At 50.7% G+C, this 16151-nt stretch carries 23 protein-coding genes; 10 read left to right on the top strand and 13 right to left on the bottom strand.

Going from position 1 to position 16151, the window contains the following annotated elements; translation table 11 throughout:
- From traJ to CI960_RS15980, 9 genes are all read left to right on the top strand, one after another.
- The gene (gene traJ, locus CI960_RS16020) at positions 1-1014 is read left to right on the top strand and encodes a conjugative transposon protein TraJ (RefSeq protein WP_008675211.1); all 1014 of its coding nucleotides are present in this window, start codon (positions 1-3) and stop codon (positions 1012-1014) included.
- 48 nt (positions 1015-1062) lie between these two features.
- Positions 1063-1686, top strand: a complete 624-nt coding sequence (gene traK, locus CI960_RS16015) for a conjugative transposon protein TraK (protein ID WP_008675212.1) — start codon at positions 1063-1065, stop codon at positions 1684-1686.
- A 26-nt stretch (positions 1687-1712) separates the two neighbouring features.
- Positions 1713-1958, top strand: a complete 246-nt coding sequence (locus CI960_RS16010; protein ID WP_232520537.1) for a hypothetical protein — start codon at positions 1713-1715, stop codon at positions 1956-1958.
- A complete protein-coding gene (traM, locus tag CI960_RS16005) occupies positions 1933-3231 on the top strand; it encodes a conjugative transposon protein TraM (protein WP_008778548.1) in 1299 nt (432 codons plus the stop codon). The genes CI960_RS16010 and traM overlap by 26 nt, the downstream gene beginning before the upstream one ends.
- Positions 3232-3293: 62 nt before the next feature.
- On the top strand, positions 3294-4208 hold the full coding sequence (gene traN / locus CI960_RS16000; RefSeq protein ID WP_008675218.1) for a conjugative transposon protein TraN: 915 nt from the start codon (positions 3294-3296) through the stop codon (positions 4206-4208).
- Positions 4205-4783, top strand: a complete 579-nt coding sequence (locus CI960_RS15995) for a conjugal transfer protein TraO (protein WP_008675220.1) — start codon at positions 4205-4207, stop codon at positions 4781-4783. The genes traN and CI960_RS15995 overlap by 4 nt, the downstream gene beginning before the upstream one ends.
- Positions 4784-4802: 19 nt before the next feature.
- Complete coding sequence (locus CI960_RS15990) at positions 4803-5279, top strand: DUF3872 domain-containing protein (RefSeq protein WP_008778547.1); 477 nt, start codon at positions 4803-4805, stop codon at positions 5277-5279.
- The gene (locus tag CI960_RS15985; RefSeq protein WP_008675223.1) at positions 5276-5575 is read left to right on the top strand and encodes a hypothetical protein; all 300 of its coding nucleotides are present in this window, start codon (positions 5276-5278) and stop codon (positions 5573-5575) included. Before CI960_RS15990 ends, CI960_RS15985 begins: the two co-directional genes overlap by 4 nt.
- 5 nt (positions 5576-5580) lie before the next feature.
- Entirely contained in the window at positions 5581-6060 is a 480-nt protein-coding gene (locus CI960_RS15980) for a glycoside hydrolase (protein ID WP_008675225.1), read from the top strand.
- Between the two features lie 68 nt (positions 6061-6128).
- Here the strand turns inward: CI960_RS15980 and CI960_RS15975 are convergent, their stop codons facing one another.
- The 7 genes from CI960_RS15975 to CI960_RS15945 all read right to left on the bottom strand — a co-directional run bounded on the left by CI960_RS15975 (position 6129) and on the right by CI960_RS15945 (position 11857).
- Complete coding sequence (locus CI960_RS15975; protein WP_008675228.1) at positions 6129-7283, bottom strand: hypothetical protein; 1155 nt, start codon at positions 7281-7283, stop codon at positions 6129-6131.
- A 25-nt stretch (positions 7284-7308) separates the two neighbouring features.
- Positions 7309-8190 carry a hypothetical protein gene (locus CI960_RS15970; protein ID WP_008778545.1) on the bottom strand — a complete coding sequence of 294 codons (882 nt, stop codon included), beginning with the start codon at positions 8188-8190 and terminating at the stop codon, positions 7309-7311.
- Between the two features lie 12 nt (positions 8191-8202).
- Entirely contained in the window at positions 8203-9432 is a 1230-nt protein-coding gene (locus tag CI960_RS15965) for a hypothetical protein (RefSeq protein WP_008778544.1), read from the bottom strand.
- A gap of 12 nt (positions 9433-9444) precedes the next feature.
- Entirely contained in the window at positions 9445-10212 is a 768-nt protein-coding gene (locus CI960_RS15960; RefSeq protein ID WP_008778543.1) for an N-6 DNA methylase, read from the bottom strand.
- A 1-nt stretch (position 10213) separates the two neighbouring features.
- Positions 10214-11020: a DUF4121 family protein gene (locus tag CI960_RS15955; RefSeq protein ID WP_008778542.1), complete on the bottom strand. Its 807-nt coding sequence runs from the start codon at positions 11018-11020 to the stop codon at positions 10214-10216.
- Positions 11007-11285: a hypothetical protein gene (locus tag CI960_RS15950; protein WP_008675235.1), complete on the bottom strand. Its 279-nt coding sequence runs from the start codon at positions 11283-11285 to the stop codon at positions 11007-11009. Before CI960_RS15950 ends, CI960_RS15955 begins: the two co-directional genes overlap by 14 nt.
- A gap of 281 nt (positions 11286-11566) precedes the next feature.
- A complete protein-coding gene (locus CI960_RS15945) occupies positions 11567-11857 on the bottom strand; it encodes a DUF4120 family protein (protein WP_007838816.1) in 291 nt (96 codons plus the stop codon).
- Between the two features lie 331 nt (positions 11858-12188).
- Here CI960_RS15945 and CI960_RS15935 point away from each other — a divergent pair, with 331 nt between their 5' ends.
- Positions 12189-12533, top strand: coding sequence for a hypothetical protein (locus tag CI960_RS15935; RefSeq protein ID WP_008675239.1), 345 nt, complete (start codon positions 12189-12191; stop codon positions 12531-12533).
- A 57-nt stretch (positions 12534-12590) separates the two neighbouring features.
- Here CI960_RS15935 and CI960_RS15930 read toward each other — a convergent pair whose 3' ends face one another.
- From CI960_RS15930 to CI960_RS15905, 6 genes are read right to left on the bottom strand one after another with little or no spacing between them, the layout of a single operon-like run.
- Positions 12591-13304, bottom strand: a complete 714-nt coding sequence (locus CI960_RS15930; protein WP_008778538.1) for a hypothetical protein — start codon at positions 13302-13304, stop codon at positions 12591-12593.
- Position 13305: 1 nt separating this feature from the next.
- Entirely contained in the window at positions 13306-14007 is a 702-nt protein-coding gene (locus tag CI960_RS15925; protein WP_008778537.1) for a hypothetical protein, read from the bottom strand.
- Positions 14008-14017: 10 nt separating this feature from the next.
- Positions 14018-15037, bottom strand: coding sequence for an LPD29 domain-containing protein (locus CI960_RS15920; RefSeq protein ID WP_008778536.1), 1020 nt, complete (start codon positions 15035-15037; stop codon positions 14018-14020).
- 13 nt (positions 15038-15050) lie between these two features.
- On the bottom strand, positions 15051-15260 hold the full coding sequence (locus tag CI960_RS23700) for a hypothetical protein (protein ID WP_034530589.1): 210 nt from the start codon (positions 15258-15260) through the stop codon (positions 15051-15053).
- Entirely contained in the window at positions 15236-15535 is a 300-nt protein-coding gene (locus CI960_RS15910) for a hypothetical protein (RefSeq protein WP_032934309.1), read from the bottom strand. Before CI960_RS15910 ends, CI960_RS23700 begins: the two co-directional genes overlap by 25 nt.
- Positions 15532-16131 carry a hypothetical protein gene (locus CI960_RS15905; protein ID WP_094582485.1) on the bottom strand — a complete coding sequence of 200 codons (600 nt, stop codon included), beginning with the start codon at positions 16129-16131 and terminating at the stop codon, positions 15532-15534. The genes CI960_RS15910 and CI960_RS15905 overlap by 4 nt, the downstream gene beginning before the upstream one ends.
- Between the last annotated feature and the right edge of the window lie 20 nt (positions 16132-16151).

The following is a 16151-nucleotide window of genomic DNA, read 5'->3' as shown; positions in this document are numbered from 1 at the left end:
ATGGTACCTTTGACGATAGATTTTGCCAACCTGCATACCATACTGGGAACCCTGTATGAAGATATGCTCCCCCTCTGCAAGGACATGATGGACGTGGGCAAGGGGCTTGCCGGGCTGGGCGCCCTCTTTTATGTCGCCGTACGCATATGGCAGTCGATGGCACGTGCCGAGCCGATAGACGTGTATCCCCTGCTGCGCCCCTTCGCTATCGGCATCTGTATCCTGCTTTTTCCCACACTGGTACTTGGCACGCTGAACACCGTGCTCAGTCCTATTGTGCAGGGTACGCACAAGATGCTTGAGGGGCAAACGCTGGACATGGAGCGATACAGGGCGCAGAAGGAGGAGCTGGAAAAGGAGGCCATGCTGCGGAATCCTGAAACCGCCTATCTGGTGAGTGACGAGGAGTTCGACCGGCAGCTAGACGAGTTAGGCTGGTCAACCGTGGATACCGCCTCCCGGCTGGGTATGTACGTGGAGGTGGGCATGTATAACCTGGAGAAGAAGATCCGTGACACGTTCCGCAGCCTGCTGGAACTGATATTCGCCGCGGCGTCGCTGCTGATAGATACCGTGAGGACCTTTTTTCTGGTCGTGCTCTCCATTCTGGGACCGGTAGCGTTCGCCTTCAGCGTATGGGACGGTTTCCAGTCCACACTCGGACAGTGGTTCACGAGGTATATCTCCGTCTATCTGTGGCTTCCGGTCAGCGATCTGTTCAGCACCCTGCTCGCCAAACTCCAGGTGCTGATGCTCCAGAACGACATCCAGGAATTGCAGAACAATCCTGACTACTCGATAGACAACTCGAACAGTGTCTATATCATCTTTATGCTTATCGGGATTATCGGGTATTTTACCGTTCCGACGGTGGCGGGCTGGATCGTGCAGGCGGGAGGAGCCGGGAATTTCAGCCGCAACCTGAACCGTACCGCCACGAAAACCGGCAGTTTTGCGGCAGGAGTGGGCGGTGCCGTATTGGGAAATATCGGAGGACGGTTGAGAGGCAAATAAGCCTTGCCGGAAATATTTGTTTATTCATTCAAACCAATCATTCGAGAAATGGAATTCAAGTCTTTGACCAACATTGAGAGCAGCTTCCGCCGCATCCGTATGATGGCGGCCGTTTTTATCTGCTGCTGCACTCTTGTCACCGGCTATGCGCTTTGGAGCTCGTACCGCTTCGCCGAAAGGCAGCGTGAGAAAATCTATGTACTGGACGGGGGTAAGTCGCTGATGATGGCCCTTTCGCAGGATCTTTCGCAAAATCGTCCTGCCGAGGCGAGGGAACACGTAAGACGCTTTCACGAGCTGTTCTTCTCGCTCTCTCCACAGAAAGAGGCCATCAGCCACAACATCGATCGTGCCCTGCAACTGGCGGACAAGAGCGCCTACCACTATTATGTGGATTTTGCCGAGAAGGGATATTACAACCGCCTGATATCGGGCAACATCAATCAGGTGGTGCATGTGGACAGCGTGGTGTGTGATTTTGCCCGTTACCCTTACAAGGCGAGGACGTATGCCCGTCAGATGATAATTCGTGAGAGCAACGTGACCGAGCGCAGTTTGGTCACCACCTGCTCACTCCAGAATACGGGACGTTCGGACGACAATCCGAATGGGTTCATCATCGAACAGTTTACCATTCTAGAGAACAGGGATATCAGAAGCACGGAACGATGAGAAAAGAAAAAAAACACCTGAGACGTATGGACTGCTGTATCCGGCTGTTCTGCCACCGCCTGACAAGGAAACAGCGGAAGATCGTGACAACCACGGCATTCCTCTTGTTTCTGACGGCCTGCCTCCATGCCATCCTCGCTTCGCTATCCGGCTTGGGAGAGCCTAGGGGAAAGATGAAAATAGAATATGTCCGGCCGCTTGACTTGCGACCGGAAAAAAGTACAATCAATTTAAACACCCCATCCGATGAAAATAGATATCCAGAAGATTAAAAAACAGCTGGGATTTCCAAGCGACCGGCCGTTGACTCTCCAAGAGAAGCGCCGGTATATGAAGTTCGCCGTCTATCCGCTCTTCTTCCTGATATTCGCGGGGATTGTCCTGTTGATATACAGTCCGACCGAAAAGGAAAAAGCGGAGGCGGAGAAAGAGAGGGGATTCAATACCGAGATCCCGTCTCCCGAAGAGAGCCGTATGGAAGGCAACAAGGTCAGCGCCTACGAGCGGGAAGCCTTGTCGAAGAAAGAGAGAGGACGGAAAGACACTTTCCTGGAAATGTCGGAACTGTTCAACCGGAACAAGGACCGGAAAGACACCGTACCGTCAGTGGACAGCGGAGTGAACCTTGAACTGCCATCCGTACCGGAAACCGTACAGACGCATAATCCGGTACGTTCCTCCACCTCTGCCTACCATGACATGAACCGCTCGCTTACGACCATTTACACGCCACGGGAAACCTCCCGGGAGGAGGAACTGCTCCGGCGTATCGAGGAACTGGAAAAAAGACAGAACATGGAACCGTCCCAGGAACAGTCATTGGAGGAAAAGATGGCCCTGATGGAAAAGTCATACGAACTGGCGGCCCGGTACAACGGCAAACAGACACCGTCCGTTATCCCTACGGATGACCGGAAAGACAGGACATCGGTCAAGCCGGTTAAGCGGATACGACAAGAAGTGGTATCTTCCCTGGTGCAACCGGTGAATGACGGGGACTTCATAGCCGGAGTGTCCGAAGAAAGGAACACCGGTTTCCATACGCCGGTGGGCAGGACACCGGTATCGGACCGTAATACCATTGCCGCCTGTGTGCACGGCACGCAGACCGTATCGGACGGACAAGCCCTGCGTGTCCGCCTGCTGGAAGCGATGGCAGTGGACGACCGCCTCATACCCAAAGGAACGGTATTGACAGGCGGAACACGGATCCAGGGAGAACGCATGGATATTGTCATCACCAATGTGGAATATCAAGGAACCGTCATTCCGGTGGAACTGGAAGTGTATGATGCGGACGGTCAGCAAGGAATATTGATACCCAACTCACTGGAGTATGATGCCGTGCGTGAAATAGCGGCGGGCATGGGCGGTTCGATGGGAAGCAGCATCAGCATCTCCACCGACGCGGGAGCGCAGACAGCCTCGGATCTGGGTAAAGGCGTCATACAGGGCGTGTCACAGTACATCACCAAGAAGATGCGCACGGTCAAGGTCACGCTGAAAGCCGGACACAGGCTGCTGCTTCACTCTCCGAAACAATGAAACGGTATACAGACGAGAAAACAGAAACCAATTATTCAACAAACAACCAACAATAATCGGACATGAGAAAGATTCTGATGATGTTTGCCCTACTGACGGGCTTCATGGCTGCGTACGCGCAGCAGAGTGGCGGAGATTATTTCGAGGGGCTGAGCCGCAAGATAGGCTTCAGCCGGATGATACCTCCGCATGGTCTGGAAATCACTTACGACAAGACCGTACATGTGATTTTCCCCTCTCCCATCAAGTATGTGGACCTCGGTTCCACCAACCTGATTGCCGGCAAGGCGGACGGCGCGGAAAATGTGATCCGTGTGAAAGCGGCCAGAAAGCATTTTCGTAATGAGACGAATATGAGCGTGATCACGGAAGACGGAAATTTTTACACCTTCAATGTCAAGTATGCCGATGAACCGTTGCTGCTTAATGTGGAGATGTGTGATTTTATTCATGACGGGGAGACGGTGAACCGCCCGAACAACGCGATGGAAATTTATTTGCAGGAGCTGGGCAGTGAGTCACCGCGTCTGGTACGTCTGATCATGAAATCCGTACACAAGCAGGACAAGCACTGGATCAAACACATCGGCTGCAAGCGCTTCGGGGTACGGTTCCTGCTCAAAGGACTTTATACGCATGGAGACCTGCTCTATTTCCATACCGAGGTGAGAAATGCCACCCATGTGCCGTTTGACGTGGATTTCGTGACTTTCAAGATAGTGGACAAGAAGATAGTGAGGCGTACCGCCATGCAGGAACAGGTGATTTATCCGCTGCGTGCGTTCAACTATGTCATTCGTGTGGAGGGAAAGAAGGACGAGCGTACCGTGTTTGCCCTGCCCAAGTTCACCATTCCCGACGATAAGAAACTGGTAGTGGAAATGTATGAGAAACAAGGCGGCCGTCATCAGATCTTTGAGGTGGACAACGAGGATCTGGTGCGTGCGGAAACTATCAATGAGCTGCAAGTGCGATGAAGAGGTATTTATATATCACCTTTGCGCTGCTGGTACTTCTGGCAGGGCAGGCGGGAGCACAACGCCGTCTTCCAAAAATGAAGGGCGTCAGTCTCACGGCAGGAATGACGGACGGCTTTTACTGCAAGGCGAATAAGCCGGATGCCGGTTTCTCTTTCGGGCTGGCGGTTTCCACTTATGCAAAAAAGAGAAACCAGTGGGTGCTGGGCGGCGAGGTACTGAAGCGCAATACGCCTTATCGTGACGGTTCTATCCCTTTAGTGCAATATACCGGTGAAGGCGGATATTATTATAATATCTTTTCCTCCCCTAATAAAACGGTATTCTTAAGCATTGGCGGTTCGGCGATGCTGGGCTATGAATCGGTGAACGGGGGGAAAAGACTGCTGTATGACGGTGCCACGCTGGGACAATGCGAATCCTTTATCTATGGTGGTGCGATAACGTTGGAGGCAGAGACCTACCTGTCTGACCGTTTAGTGCTGCTGCTCCGGCTTCGTGAACGTATCCTTTGGGGCAGCGCTTCCACGCATGCCCACTTCCAGTATGGAATCGGTATCAAATACATTCTCTAATTTTTAAACCCATATACCCATGAAAAGAAAAATCGTTGACTTTATGACGTTTATATGCTGCCTGGCAGTTTCCTGTCTTTCTCTTGCTTCTTGTGACAGCGAACTGGACGTTCAGCAGGAATACCCGTTTACGGTGGAGTCGATGCCGGTAGTCGGTAAGATCGCTGATGGTGAGACGGTGGAAATCCGTCTGGAAATTAAAGCGGAGGGAAATTTCTCCGGAACAGTCTATACATTGAGATATTTCCAACCGGACGGTAAAGGCAGCTTAAAGATGGAGGACGGTACGGTGTTGAAACCCAATGACCGCTACCTGTTAAATGAACTGAGGTTCCGGTTGTACTATACCTCGCAGAGTGCGGATGCGTCACAGACCATCGACCTTTATTTTGAGGATAACTGGGGGAATTTGCAGAGGTTGAGTTATGACTTCAACGCAGATGACACCCCTCCGGCTGAAAAGGATGATACGCATGGAAAGGAGGTACAACCATGACATACCTGTATTTGTACATACCGGGAATGGCCCATGAGGTACAGCTGTCGGAATCGGCCGACCGGATTCCCAATATGGGGGACCGGCTCGAAATTGACGCGGTACGGCTCGACAAGTCCTCCCGCAACCTGTTGGAAACGACACCGGCCTGTCACTGCTTTGAAAAGAATGCGGAAACGGAACGGCAGTCCCTTGCGGAATACCTGGCGGAAAGTGTGGTGACCGTAACGGGAAGAAGGTGGAGCTACGGGGATGGACATACGTATTGCACGTTGGATGTGGAGGTAAGGAATTGAACGGAATGAGGAAACTTTTGTTTATTCTGATGGTACTGCCGTTCACTTTGAATGTTCGTGCCGAAGATCCGCCCTCCATGCTGGAAAAGGCGGTTTCCAACATCAAACGGTGGGAAGGCTGGCATCGGGGGAAAATGCCTTACATCGGTTTTGGACACCGCCTGCTCCCCCATGAGAAGCTGACCGAGAACCTGAGCGAGGCGCAGGCGGACTCACTTTTGAGATGCGACCTTGAACGGTGCCTGAAGGTATTCCGTAAATATGGAAAAGACTCGCTTCTTTTAAGTCTGTTAGGTTTTAATGTGGGCTGTTACCGTCTGATTGGAAACGGGAAGATACCCAAAAGCAGACTGATTCAAAAACTGGAAAGTGGCGACCGGGATATTTACAGGGAATATATATCGTTCCGCTGTTATCAGGGGAAAGTCATTCCAAGCATAGAGAGGAGAAGAAAAGAGGAGTTTGAACTGTTCTATATACCTTAGATTGAAATTATGCAAAGCCGTGAACGGATGCTGGCCATCGTCGTTCACGGCTTTAGTCTTAGCCACTCTTAATTTATCTTTACCCGGTTCATCAGCTGTCCCGAAATTTCATGCAGTTCCCGGCAGCGTTCCGGCTGCTGTTCCCTTGCAAAGGCGGTGATTCCCTGTGTCAGTTTCCATAGCGTGGCCCCGCCTGTAACTCCGTCGTCAGGATTGTTGTTCATTAGCAGTTTCTCGACCTCACGTCCCTCGTTTTTCAACAAGGCACCTTTCTGCACCAGATTCTTCAGTTCCTTGTCGAAATCCACGTCTATTTCCGATGCTCCTTGAATTTCGATGGCCTTCTGCATGATGGTGTCTTTGCTGTACAGTCCTTTGGTCAGGTCGGAAACAGCCGATACGGTGGTCTGCGTGTCCAGTTCGTAGGTCTTTTGGGAGAGGGACAGGGATTCCGGCAGTCGGCCTCCAAGGTGTATTTGCCGCATGACGGACTCCCTGACCATCCCGTTCAGGCACGCCCCGTTGAGCAGGAACGACCGCATATCGACCGATCCGTTGCCATAGTCGGATGTGGAGAAGCGTGCTCCTGCGAAGATGATGACCGTTCCGTTCTTACGGGTGGGTATCTCTATCGGAGTGGGCAGGATTGTCTCACACCATACTTTCGTGTCGTTCATATAGGCATCGGACACGACCGCTCCCTGTCCTCCCGCCTCACGGATGAAAGCGGTCAGGATATCCACTGAGTTCAGCCGACGGTAGGAGTCCGACAATACGCCCCGGACTTCCATTCCTACCGCCCGTATCAGTACCCGTGTACGCTCGGTCCATCCCGAATGCTCGTTCAGGATGGTGGCGCACAACTGTTTCTGCCAAACATCCCCGGCGGAAAGCTCGCGCAGGTATTTGGCGGGAATGCCCATCTTCTCCGAAATCTGGCTTATGGCGTTGCCGTGCAGGTTGAAGTTCCCTTCGGGCATTGCCATCTGTACCCTTCCTTCCGCTTTGAAAGAGATAACGGGGCGTTCCTTGCTACGTTGGCTTACCCCGATGGGAGCGATGAAATCCTGCGCGATCCGTCCCTCGCTGAGCAGACGGTTGATGGTGTCCATGACATCCCCCTGCCTGTCTTCTATCATTCTCCGTACCTTGTTGATGACTACCTGGTTGAGTCCCTGCTGTTTCTGTACCGGTGCAGTGGCCGGCATGACTGTTGCTTCCATATTTTTTGTTTTTAAAGTTGATAAATTACAATTTGTTCTTATGGCTTGTCTTGCTTGTTTTAGTAAATTCAGATCTGTACTCTTTTGACAGACGGATATAATCCTTTTCGCTATATCCGGCCGGTCCGAACAGTTCATAATATCCGGGGAAGGGCTTTCTTTCCGTTTCCGGTATATGCGTGCTGGTTTCCTTATGGCAACAGATGATGTGCCGGACAAACCTGTAGCACTTGCAAAGATCCGCCAGGATGGTGTACTCGTTGTCCGTATGAGGTTCATAATATCCGCAGGAGAGATTGACGCAGGATACTTCCAGCCCGTTCCTTTTCAATGCCGCCACATCCGTAGCTAGCCCCTGTGCAGGCTTGTAGCCGTACCTCCGGAAATCGATAGCTGAAATGAAGTCATTGGAGCAGAGCTTCATTCCGTTGATTTGTGTTACCATATCCCCGTTCCCTTTCCGGTCACACTGGATGACGAAACGGCAATCGGAAAAGAAGGACATATCGGCATGGCCGCTGCCTATGCATCCTACCTCCTCCTGTACGAAGAAGGCGCATTTCACCGCCTTGAAATCCTCCAGGCATTTCAGGCAGATCCAGATGCCGTTCTTGTCATCCGCGCCGATTCCGGTCATCCGTTTACGCTTGTGATCATAACCCACAATCATAGAGTCCGCCACAAGATGGGCCGCATAGGAGCCTGTCTTGCGCCGGTGTACCTCGTCCATGTGCGCCACGGCACAGGGGTAGCTTTCCCGGTTGCCTTTGACCGCGTAGATGTTTCCGTACCGGTCTTGCCGGAAAGGAATCCCCATCCGCCTGAGTTCCCCGATGATGAACCCGGCTATCTTCCCCTCCTTACCGGAGGGGGAGGAGATGTTGTAAAGAGCCATTAATTTTTCCATGATACTGACTTTTTAGGAGATGAACAACTTTTCGATTTGCAGGTACCGTCTGAACTCCGGTACGGGACGTCCCTTCTTGAAGAGGAAGGACGGATATTTCTTTCCCTTGTATTCCACCGACGTGCCTTTCAATACTTTTCCGAATACGGTGGATATATAGAACATGTCCTGACAATTCTTGCAGAATGCCATATCCGGAAAGGGATGTATCTTTCCGCATTTGGGACATACATATTTTCTCCTGTTTGCGCACCCTTCCGTGCTCCGGCAGGAGGCTATGCTCGTGTCGCCCTCCGTATTTCTCAGTTCCAGATTGCCTTCCGTCAGATGAAGACTGTAGAACGTGTCGAGGTAAGGCACCCCTTTCTTGTGCCACCTGCAGGCGGGCACTTTCACCGTCAATGAAACCTGTATATTGTCTCCGACCGCCCATTCCTGCCCCTCAATGGGATTCAGTACGGTGAAATCCGTTGTATGTGTATAATCGTTGTATCTGCGTCGCAACAGGATGCCTGCCTCCTGCGCCTGCTTGCGGATCAGTTCGGCGACGAATGCGTGTGAGGAATAGATGCGGTCCAGCAGGGAGGCGGCAATCGGTGTGTTTATTGATTTCCACAATATTACCTCGTTCCATACGACAGCCCGTCCGAGTATGTTGTTGCTCTCGTCCCTTGCCACAAGGATTTTAGCGCCGGCGAAGTTGGTATAGAAGTCAGCGGCGTTGCGTGCCTTGTCCTCATACCTCATACAGGAACTGTGCAGGCTGGATGTGTCACTGTCGGCGATGGGGCTGTAGTTGCTTTCCAGATAGGCTTCCATGAAGTCGTTCATGCTTTCATGCAGCCTGACCGTGACTTTGCTGTCCAATGAGAGGGCGCTACAGAAATAATTGATTTCGTAGGGTGAGTACTTGGGCAGGTTCTTGAACAGTTCAACAAACGTGGAGGGTTCCAGAACTGTCCGGTTCTCCGGGAACCAGGGTGCCTGCGGGTTGTTCCGGTCCGGGAAACTGGGATGGGCCAGATCCTTGCTGCAGGCCGTGAACACGATCCGGATTTTCTTGAATGTACCCGCTTCCGTCCGCTTGCGCTTGGTGGAGAAGCAGTTGTAGGTACCGCGTATGATCTCTTCCACCGGTACGTTCTTTTTTACTTCCAAAAGGATGTCTTTGGCTATCACACTTCCGTTTTCCGCCGCATGCATCAGGCGGGATTTCAATTCATTGCTAACATTCAGTTTCATACATCATTCGGTTTATTGTTTATAAATTCTGCTATGTTTATATGGCAATTGTTTCTTGTCCGGCTGCATTTGGCACAATTTCTCTTTCCGCTTTCTGAGCAGGTCAACGGACATGTTCCTGCTTGTCCGATATTCCTCCTCGCTCATCCGGCGAATGGAAGGAATGCCCGTCTGAGTCAGTGTATGGTTTACCATCCAGCCGTCCATGAAGTTTTCGGGGAAGAGGCTGTCATGGTGGATGACCTCACCTATGCAGCCATGTACGAGCATGTTGCAAACGGTCATCAGGCAACAGGTACGGTTGACATCTTCTGCAACCAGATAATTACCCAGGTGGCGTACATGATATGCCAGCAGTAGCCTTCCGCTTCCGCATGTCGGGTCACAGATACGTTTTCCTGTCGCTGTCTCCCCCGAATCGGTACATAAGACCATCAGGTCGCAGATATCCGGCGGGGTAAAGAACTGTCCGTTCACCTGACGACCGATTTTGGAAGATATTGCCATGAAGAGGTCACCGAACGCATCAAACCATCCGCCGGATTGCAATTCCCGCTGCATGAGCCGTATCCATCCGGTAAGCATCTCCATAAAATGCCTGTTCTGCTGCCGTTTGTATTTCCAATCCATAAGAGGCGGTGCGCCGGGAGAGAACCCGTGAATGACATAACGCAGGAAATCGTTGAAAACGGATATCGGATCGTAGCCGTTCGAATAGGCGAAATCACAGATCATTTTCTCAAGCAGACGTATCGCCTGCGGTGTGTTGTATGGTGCCATATTACTCTGATTTTTTATAGATTGTTACTATATGTCTTTTATGGTCAGTCTGTATCCTGACGGGAGAAATGCCAAGGAAAGAGAGATGGGTGTCCGCTTTCAGCATGTTCCATTCCCATGCGGGAAGTTCCTTCCATTCCATACGGTATGCCCAGAGTATGAACAGACCGGGACGGAATCCGTTGAAAAGCTTTCCGTGCAGAATCCCGACCAGCCGCTCCAGTTCTTCCTTCGAGTAAAGGGTGAATGCCTCATTCCGATAGACAAAGGCATCAGCCGGTTCAATATCCGGCTGACACTCGATGATGTATCTCGTCCATTCTTTTGTGGTGTACTTTCCGTACAGAGGATCGGGTTCCGTGTATTTCCAAGCCCTGACGAATGTGTGGAAGAGGACGGCACCGTTCTTGTGCCTTCCGGTATGCCCCCACATCCGGAACTGTTTGCTGCGTATGCCATCGGGAAGCAGCAATTCCGGACCGGTTATAACCCAAGGGCCTCCTTCCGTATTGTAACCGGTACACTTTTCATTTTCATGGCAGAAAGGTGTCTGTGGGAGAAGGCAAATATGGACTTCCCGGTCATCGCCCCTTTCAATGTGTGCCTGCGGATAATAGTCACCGCCACGGGTGATATAAGTGACGACATCTCCTGCGGTCGGTAAACTGACTCTTTCCCTGTCCTGCCGCATCCTTGAAATCAGCCGGTTCACCTTCTCCACATCACACTCCTTTATGGAGCAGGCACACCCTTCATGCCTGTTGAGCAGAGTCAGACTTTCCAGGTCATAAAAATTAGCGTACTTCATATTGAGATCGTTTTTGTTGGTACAATTTGACCTGACGGGCAACCATGTCGCAGAACTTCTGTCCGTTCTCCTTCTCACTTCTGAAATAGGCAATCATGTCCCAGAGATTCTGCTTGAAGCAGCCGGTCCATTTTTCGTAACAGTGACTTCCATAGATCTTTCCGAACGTTTCCTCGAAAAGTGCGTGAGTCAGCCCTTCATCCCCATGGTGGTTGTATTGCCAGAGAGAGACAAGCAGCAGCCGGTTATAATCCAGTGTTTCCATATCTGTTCTTTTTTAAGTAAAACATCGGCCTACATGGGTAGGCATTTTTATTTCTTGATGTCTTTTCAGTCTGTTTTCCGGGGATTGCGGCAAGGCTTGGCGAAAGAAAATACCGCAGCGAAGCGAGGATGATTTTCTTTCAGCCAACCCAGCCCCTGAAAGGGGCCGCCTTGCACAATCAGCCCGGAAAACGGCTATCTTTACAGCAAGAAATGAAAAAGCAGACCTCGGATTCTCTGTTCTGAAGTCTGCTTTTCGTCCATTGTCAAGTTTCATGTTTTTCAGGTATGTATCTGCCATCCGTGGAACGGCTGCAATGTTACGGCAAACGATCTGTCAGGTATTCCATGATAGAGCAGACCTCCTACGATACCTATTCTTCCATCAGCATAATGCTGGGTAAAGCCGAACGAGTATGGGGCATGGTCATAGTAGAGTGAAATCTCACTGGGATAGTCAGGATTCCCCTCCCAACTCTTCAACCGTTCCAAGCACTTTTGAAGTGAGGTGTCACCGATGGATTCGGCATAGCGCTTTACATTCTCGAAATGTTCTTCATTCAGGATTTTCATGATTCATTGTATTTTTATCTGTTAAACACGTCCGGCTCCGGGAGCCGGTATTTTTATTTCTCGCCTGCCTGACAGTCCCGTGGCCGTACCCGCAAGGTTTGGCGAAAGAAAATACCGCAGCGAAGCGAGGATGATTTTCTTTCAGCCAACCCCGAAGGGGCCTGACCTTGTACGGGTACACAGGACGCGGGACTATCTTTGCAGGGTGGGAAATAAAATATACGGTTGTTTTTTGTTGTGGGATTTTGTGTGGATTCCTTAGATAATCTTCCTGATTTGTTCGCCATTGCCGGACAAATGCTGTATTTTTGCAATTTCTAATTTCAGGATTATGGAAAACTATCTAAAGAAAGCGGCGGATGCTTTCCTTGTGGAGCGTCCGTATGGTATGCGTGTGGATTACAGGAAGAAAGGGTTCGTGCTGTTTAACCGCAACCTGAACGTATTGGGCAATGTGGAGCATGCCCGTCTGGAAGAGCTGCCTCTGGAGCGGTTCAATGTGGAGGAAATTCCGTTGGAGGGTGAAATTGTGGAAGAACATGCAGGATTTACCGATGTATTCTTCTACACCGATTTGACCAACCCTTATGCCGGATATGTGCTGAACCTACAAAAGCTTAAAGCCTATAACCAGTTTATGTTTCCGCTGGCAATGGCGCTGAACCGTGAGTTGTGAGGTCGGAAGATGGTAGCGGTAACAGCCGCATGGAACAAGCCGTTACCGTCCCGGATTTTATTGTTTGCCCTCTTTTTCTGTTATGAACGCAAGATAGGCGGGCACGGCCTTATGGCATCCGGTAAAGTTCGGTGTCCGGCGGCCCTTGATTTTCCGGAAACTGATGGTTCCGTTCCTGTCAATGCCTCTTACATGCCTGTTGAATGTCCCTTTGGTTCTGATATGGATGTCAAAACCATCCCTTCCGGTGATTTCAAGGAACATTCCTCCCGTGATCCGTTCCCCGTCCAGGAATTTCTGTTTCTGTTCATCGAGCAGCAGCTGATGTTGCTCTTCCCGCGCTCTGCGCTCTTCCGCCTCTTTCTCCTCCTGTTCCCTGCGTTTATGTTCCTGCTTCCTTTTGTATGCCTCACGGGCTTGCAGCAAGGGTGCGGTGTCGAGTCCGAGGGCATTGAACACACGGATGGAGATCAATCTGACGAAGGCTCCTCTTTCCGCGCCCTGAAGCGTATCCGCAATCCAGTTCCTGCAATAGGCGGCGGCTTCCTCCCTGCGGCCTTCTCCTTTGAGGAACCGGCGTGAATACTGCCCGCTGGAAAAATAAACGTTTTCAATCCGGCAGACCACATGGAAACAGTCATCGTCCTCATTCCCATATTCGTTCTTTCTCGACAGGGAGAGATATACATTCTCTGCGTACGGCTCCAGTTCCATATAAGGAGCCACGACGGTATTCCCGTCAGACTTGTACTTGAATACTTTTGCTTTCATACTATCGTTCAGTTTGTTGGTTGTTGCATATTACATCTATAATCTCTTTTCCGCTTCTTTCACCCTTCAGGAAGGCAAGGAAGCGCCTCAAAAAGAGCCGGGCACAGTCAGTTCCCAGCTGGGAGCTTTCACCCTCTTTGGTAGCGCATACCGCAAAACGCCCCAGTCCGAAACTGTCCTGTTGCGGTACGATGTGGTAAGACAAGTCCTCGCTTGCGTTGATGTGCAACCCACGACGGAAAACATAGAAAGTTTTCGGGATTCTTCTGTCGGTATCGATTTCCATACGCTTGTAACCGTGATGTTCCAATAACCGGACCAGTTCCCTGTTTGTCGGAATTGTATGTCCGATCCAGTCCGGCCAGCTTATATTTTCTAGTATGTGTCCGTAATTGTCATATAATATATTGAACTGATCCTGGTATTCATCGTAAAATTCCCCGTTCCCGTTGCACATTTCTTCCAACGCGATGCCGTTTTTACAGACAAGGGCAAGGTCGCCCAGTCCGCACGCGATTTCATTGAGCAGCGTGCGTTCCTCGTCCCTGTCTTTTGCCGTTCCGTAAATTCTAAGCAGGGAATACCGGTGTAGTGCCGAACGGGATGGCATGTCCAGTTTTTCCCATATCCCATCGTCTCCTATAGCCTGTCTGGTGTTTTCCGGAAGTCCGTGCCACCACTTGTCCAAATTGTTTGTATCCATAATTTCTGAATCAGATTGTTTTCAAACCCTGTTTTGAGTGCCATGCCTGATATGCGGCGGCGTACTCCTGACGTTCCCGCTCCAGGGAATCTCTCATCTCAGGGGTGTACCCGAGCAGGCGGATGTATCCTCCGTTATAGCCGGTGAGTTCGCACTTTATTCCGGCTTCCTCCAGTTTGTCGATGCGTTTTTGGGCCATTTTTGCGCTTGAATATTCCTTCGGCCAAAAATAGACTTCGCCCCGTGAGCCGAAACAGTCTTCCCCTAGAATTATTTCCCCGGCATACTTCCGGCTTTCGATGAAGCCGAAACGCGCTTTGCCCAATGCCCGCAGCATTGCCTTGTGTGCCGGACCTTCCGGATGCTTGAATACCTCCGGCTTGTCTTTGCTGCCGAGTTTGGGCGGTTCCACCTTGTACGGCTGTTTGTAACTTCCAATTCCGAGCGTCAGGTAAAAGTTGGTATGAAAATAGTCCGTCATGGGGTCGCTGTCATCGAAATTGTACGACATGATGAAATCGTAGATATTCATCATTACATCCTTTGCCCTGTCCGTCAATGATTTGTCTGAAGCGATATGATGGTGGTTGACATCGCCTTGAACTTTTCCGGACTCTTTGGTGAACGCCTCGAAATCCGCTTTCATCAACCGGATATGGATGGAGTGGCAATTCTCCCGTCTGACAGAGAACTTGTATCCCGGATAGGTCTCCCTGAACCATGCCCGTATCAGTTCCACGATTTCCGGTGCGTGCTGTCCCTTGTAATTGCGGCCTTTCCAGCGGTATTCGTTATACACGTACTCAGTGTATTCCTTTGCCGTGGCTCCCGGATAGTCATATTCATATCCGGTTGAAGTCGCAAAGACATCTGGTTTGTCTTTCCAAGCCTCAAAAAGCCTTCCAAACTCGGTGTTCACCTGTTGCATGATTGCAGTGTCGCCACCCTTGTCCGGGTGGTGCTCCAATGCCAGCCGGCGGTATTCTTTCTTCAAGTCCGCCAGAGAGTGTATGTTCTGAAAATAAGTCATAGCCATAAGTTTTTTATGCCCCTGCGAGGCGGTTGATAAAATATTCCCGGTAGTCAAGGTCAAGACCGAGGTTGAGACAGGCCGTTTCCATGTCATCTTCTCTCAAGTCGTCCACCTCCTGCAATTCGCGCAGGTACCGGATTTCGGAGTCCAGGTATTCCTGTGCTTCCGTTTGACTGCAACTGCATGAGCTGCCGATCAGACTGATAATGTTTCCTCGCATACTGTTTGATTTTTGGGGTTACTGTTCCTTTTTCTGAAGTGTCGTCCGTCATATATCGAGACGGCCCGTTCCACCAGAATCCTGCGGTTGTCTTCCGAGAGTTCCAGGTAGAACCGTTCCGCCGCGCCGAATGTGCCCTTGTCTGTCGCCACGCACCATTTTTCCCAGAAATGCGGGTACATGCCGCCATACACGGCTTTGCATTCCTCCTCGCTCCAGGCGTTCCACATGTAGTAGAAGAAACTGGAGACGGTATTTTCCGCTTGATATTTCATGGTTCTTCTATTTGTGATTCTACATTGTTTGTTTCTCTCAGTTGATACCACACAGCCTCATACATCTCATGAAGCCAGTCTATGTTCTTTGCGCCGAGTTCAAACGGGCTGTGACACTGCACCTCGTCACCGCTTTCTTTCTCTTCGGCAAGGACGGTCAGGCTGTCCGCCGTTACCCGGAGTCCTGTCACCCTGCATTCATATGGTTCTCCGTTCTTGCTAAACCATATCACCCAGACCGGATCATAATCCTCTTCCGGAAGACGAATTTCTTTCATGCAGTGAGCATGGAGCAACTGCCGTATCGCGTCGATGATGTCCCCCCGCAGTTCCTTGATCCTGCCGCTGAAATCAACGGCTTCTGACGGTAAACTTCCTTTTCCGCCTCTTTCCTGCAAGGAGAGAATCCGCGTGTCGGGATGGATACAGAAATCCCAGTCCAACACTTCATCGTCATCGCGTGTCGTGTGGATATCGCCGCCCAAAACAAGACCGCAATCGTCATTTACCATTCTTTTTGCTTCATCGCGGTCTTCTGCCGCTACCGTGTAAGTGCCCTCGAAGGAATACCTTACTCTTATGTCATATCTTTTCATGATTCTTTCCATTTGATTGT

This window comes from Parabacteroides sp. CT06 (assembly GCF_002257605.1).
GTDB lineage: Bacteria > Bacteroidota > Bacteroidia > Bacteroidales > Tannerellaceae > Parabacteroides > Parabacteroides distasonis.
Note: the sequence above shows the minus strand (reverse complement) of the source record. Positions and strands in the feature narration are given on the sequence as shown.

What these genes read in the sequence shown, in the direction of transcription:
- traK (WP_008675212.1), top strand. Translation starts at nt 1,063, where the DNA reads ATGGAATTCAAGTCTTTGACCAACATTGAGAGCAGCTTCCGCCGCATC.
- traM (WP_008778548.1), top strand. Translation starts at nt 1,933, where the DNA reads ATGAAAATAGATATCCAGAAGATTAAAAAACAGCTGGGATTTCCAAGC.
- CI960_RS15935 (WP_008675239.1), top strand. Translation starts at nt 12,189, where the DNA reads ATGGAAAACTATCTAAAGAAAGCGGCGGATGCTTTCCTTGTGGAGCGT.
- CI960_RS15905 (WP_094582485.1), bottom strand. Translation starts at nt 16,131, where the DNA reads ATGAAAAGATATGACATAAGAGTAAGGTATTCCTTCGAGGGCACTTAC.
- CI960_RS15960 (WP_008778543.1), bottom strand. Translation starts at nt 10,212, where the DNA reads ATGGCACCATACAACACACCGCAGGCGATACGTCTGCTTGAGAAAATG.
- CI960_RS15920 (WP_008778536.1), bottom strand. Translation starts at nt 15,037, where the DNA reads ATGACTTATTTTCAGAACATACACTCTCTGGCGGACTTGAAGAAAGAA.
- CI960_RS15995 (WP_008675220.1), top strand. Translation starts at nt 4,205, where the DNA reads ATGAAGAGGTATTTATATATCACCTTTGCGCTGCTGGTACTTCTGGCA.
- CI960_RS15980 (WP_008675225.1), top strand. Translation starts at nt 5,581, where the DNA reads ATGAGGAAACTTTTGTTTATTCTGATGGTACTGCCGTTCACTTTGAAT.
- CI960_RS15950 (WP_008675235.1), bottom strand. Translation starts at nt 11,285, where the DNA reads ATGGAAACACTGGATTATAACCGGCTGCTGCTTGTCTCTCTCTGGCAA.
- CI960_RS15910 (WP_032934309.1), bottom strand. Translation starts at nt 15,535, where the DNA reads ATGAAATATCAAGCGGAAAATACCGTCTCCAGTTTCTTCTACTACATG.
- CI960_RS15970 (WP_008778545.1), bottom strand. Translation starts at nt 8,190, where the DNA reads ATGGAAAAATTAATGGCTCTTTACAACATCTCCTCCCCCTCCGGTAAG.
- CI960_RS15930 (WP_008778538.1), bottom strand. Translation starts at nt 13,304, where the DNA reads ATGAAAGCAAAAGTATTCAAGTACAAGTCTGACGGGAATACCGTCGTG.
- traN (WP_008675218.1), top strand. Translation starts at nt 3,294, where the DNA reads ATGAGAAAGATTCTGATGATGTTTGCCCTACTGACGGGCTTCATGGCT.
- CI960_RS15965 (WP_008778544.1), bottom strand. Translation starts at nt 9,432, where the DNA reads ATGAAACTGAATGTTAGCAATGAATTGAAATCCCGCCTGATGCATGCG.
- CI960_RS15975 (WP_008675228.1), bottom strand. Translation starts at nt 7,283, where the DNA reads ATGGAAGCAACAGTCATGCCGGCCACTGCACCGGTACAGAAACAGCAG.
- CI960_RS16010 (WP_232520537.1), top strand. Translation starts at nt 1,713, where the DNA reads ATGGACTGCTGTATCCGGCTGTTCTGCCACCGCCTGACAAGGAAACAG.
- CI960_RS23700 (WP_034530589.1), bottom strand. Translation starts at nt 15,260, where the DNA reads ATGCGAGGAAACATTATCAGTCTGATCGGCAGCTCATGCAGTTGCAGT.
- CI960_RS15985 (WP_008675223.1), top strand. Translation starts at nt 5,276, where the DNA reads ATGACATACCTGTATTTGTACATACCGGGAATGGCCCATGAGGTACAG.
- CI960_RS15925 (WP_008778537.1), bottom strand. Translation starts at nt 14,007, where the DNA reads ATGGATACAAACAATTTGGACAAGTGGTGGCACGGACTTCCGGAAAAC.
- CI960_RS15945 (WP_007838816.1), bottom strand. Translation starts at nt 11,857, where the DNA reads ATGAAAATCCTGAATGAAGAACATTTCGAGAATGTAAAGCGCTATGCC.
- CI960_RS15990 (WP_008778547.1), top strand. Translation starts at nt 4,803, where the DNA reads ATGAAAAGAAAAATCGTTGACTTTATGACGTTTATATGCTGCCTGGCA.
- traJ (WP_008675211.1), top strand. Translation starts at nt 1, where the DNA reads ATGGTACCTTTGACGATAGATTTTGCCAACCTGCATACCATACTGGGA.
- CI960_RS15955 (WP_008778542.1), bottom strand. Translation starts at nt 11,020, where the DNA reads ATGAAGTACGCTAATTTTTATGACCTGGAAAGTCTGACTCTGCTCAAC.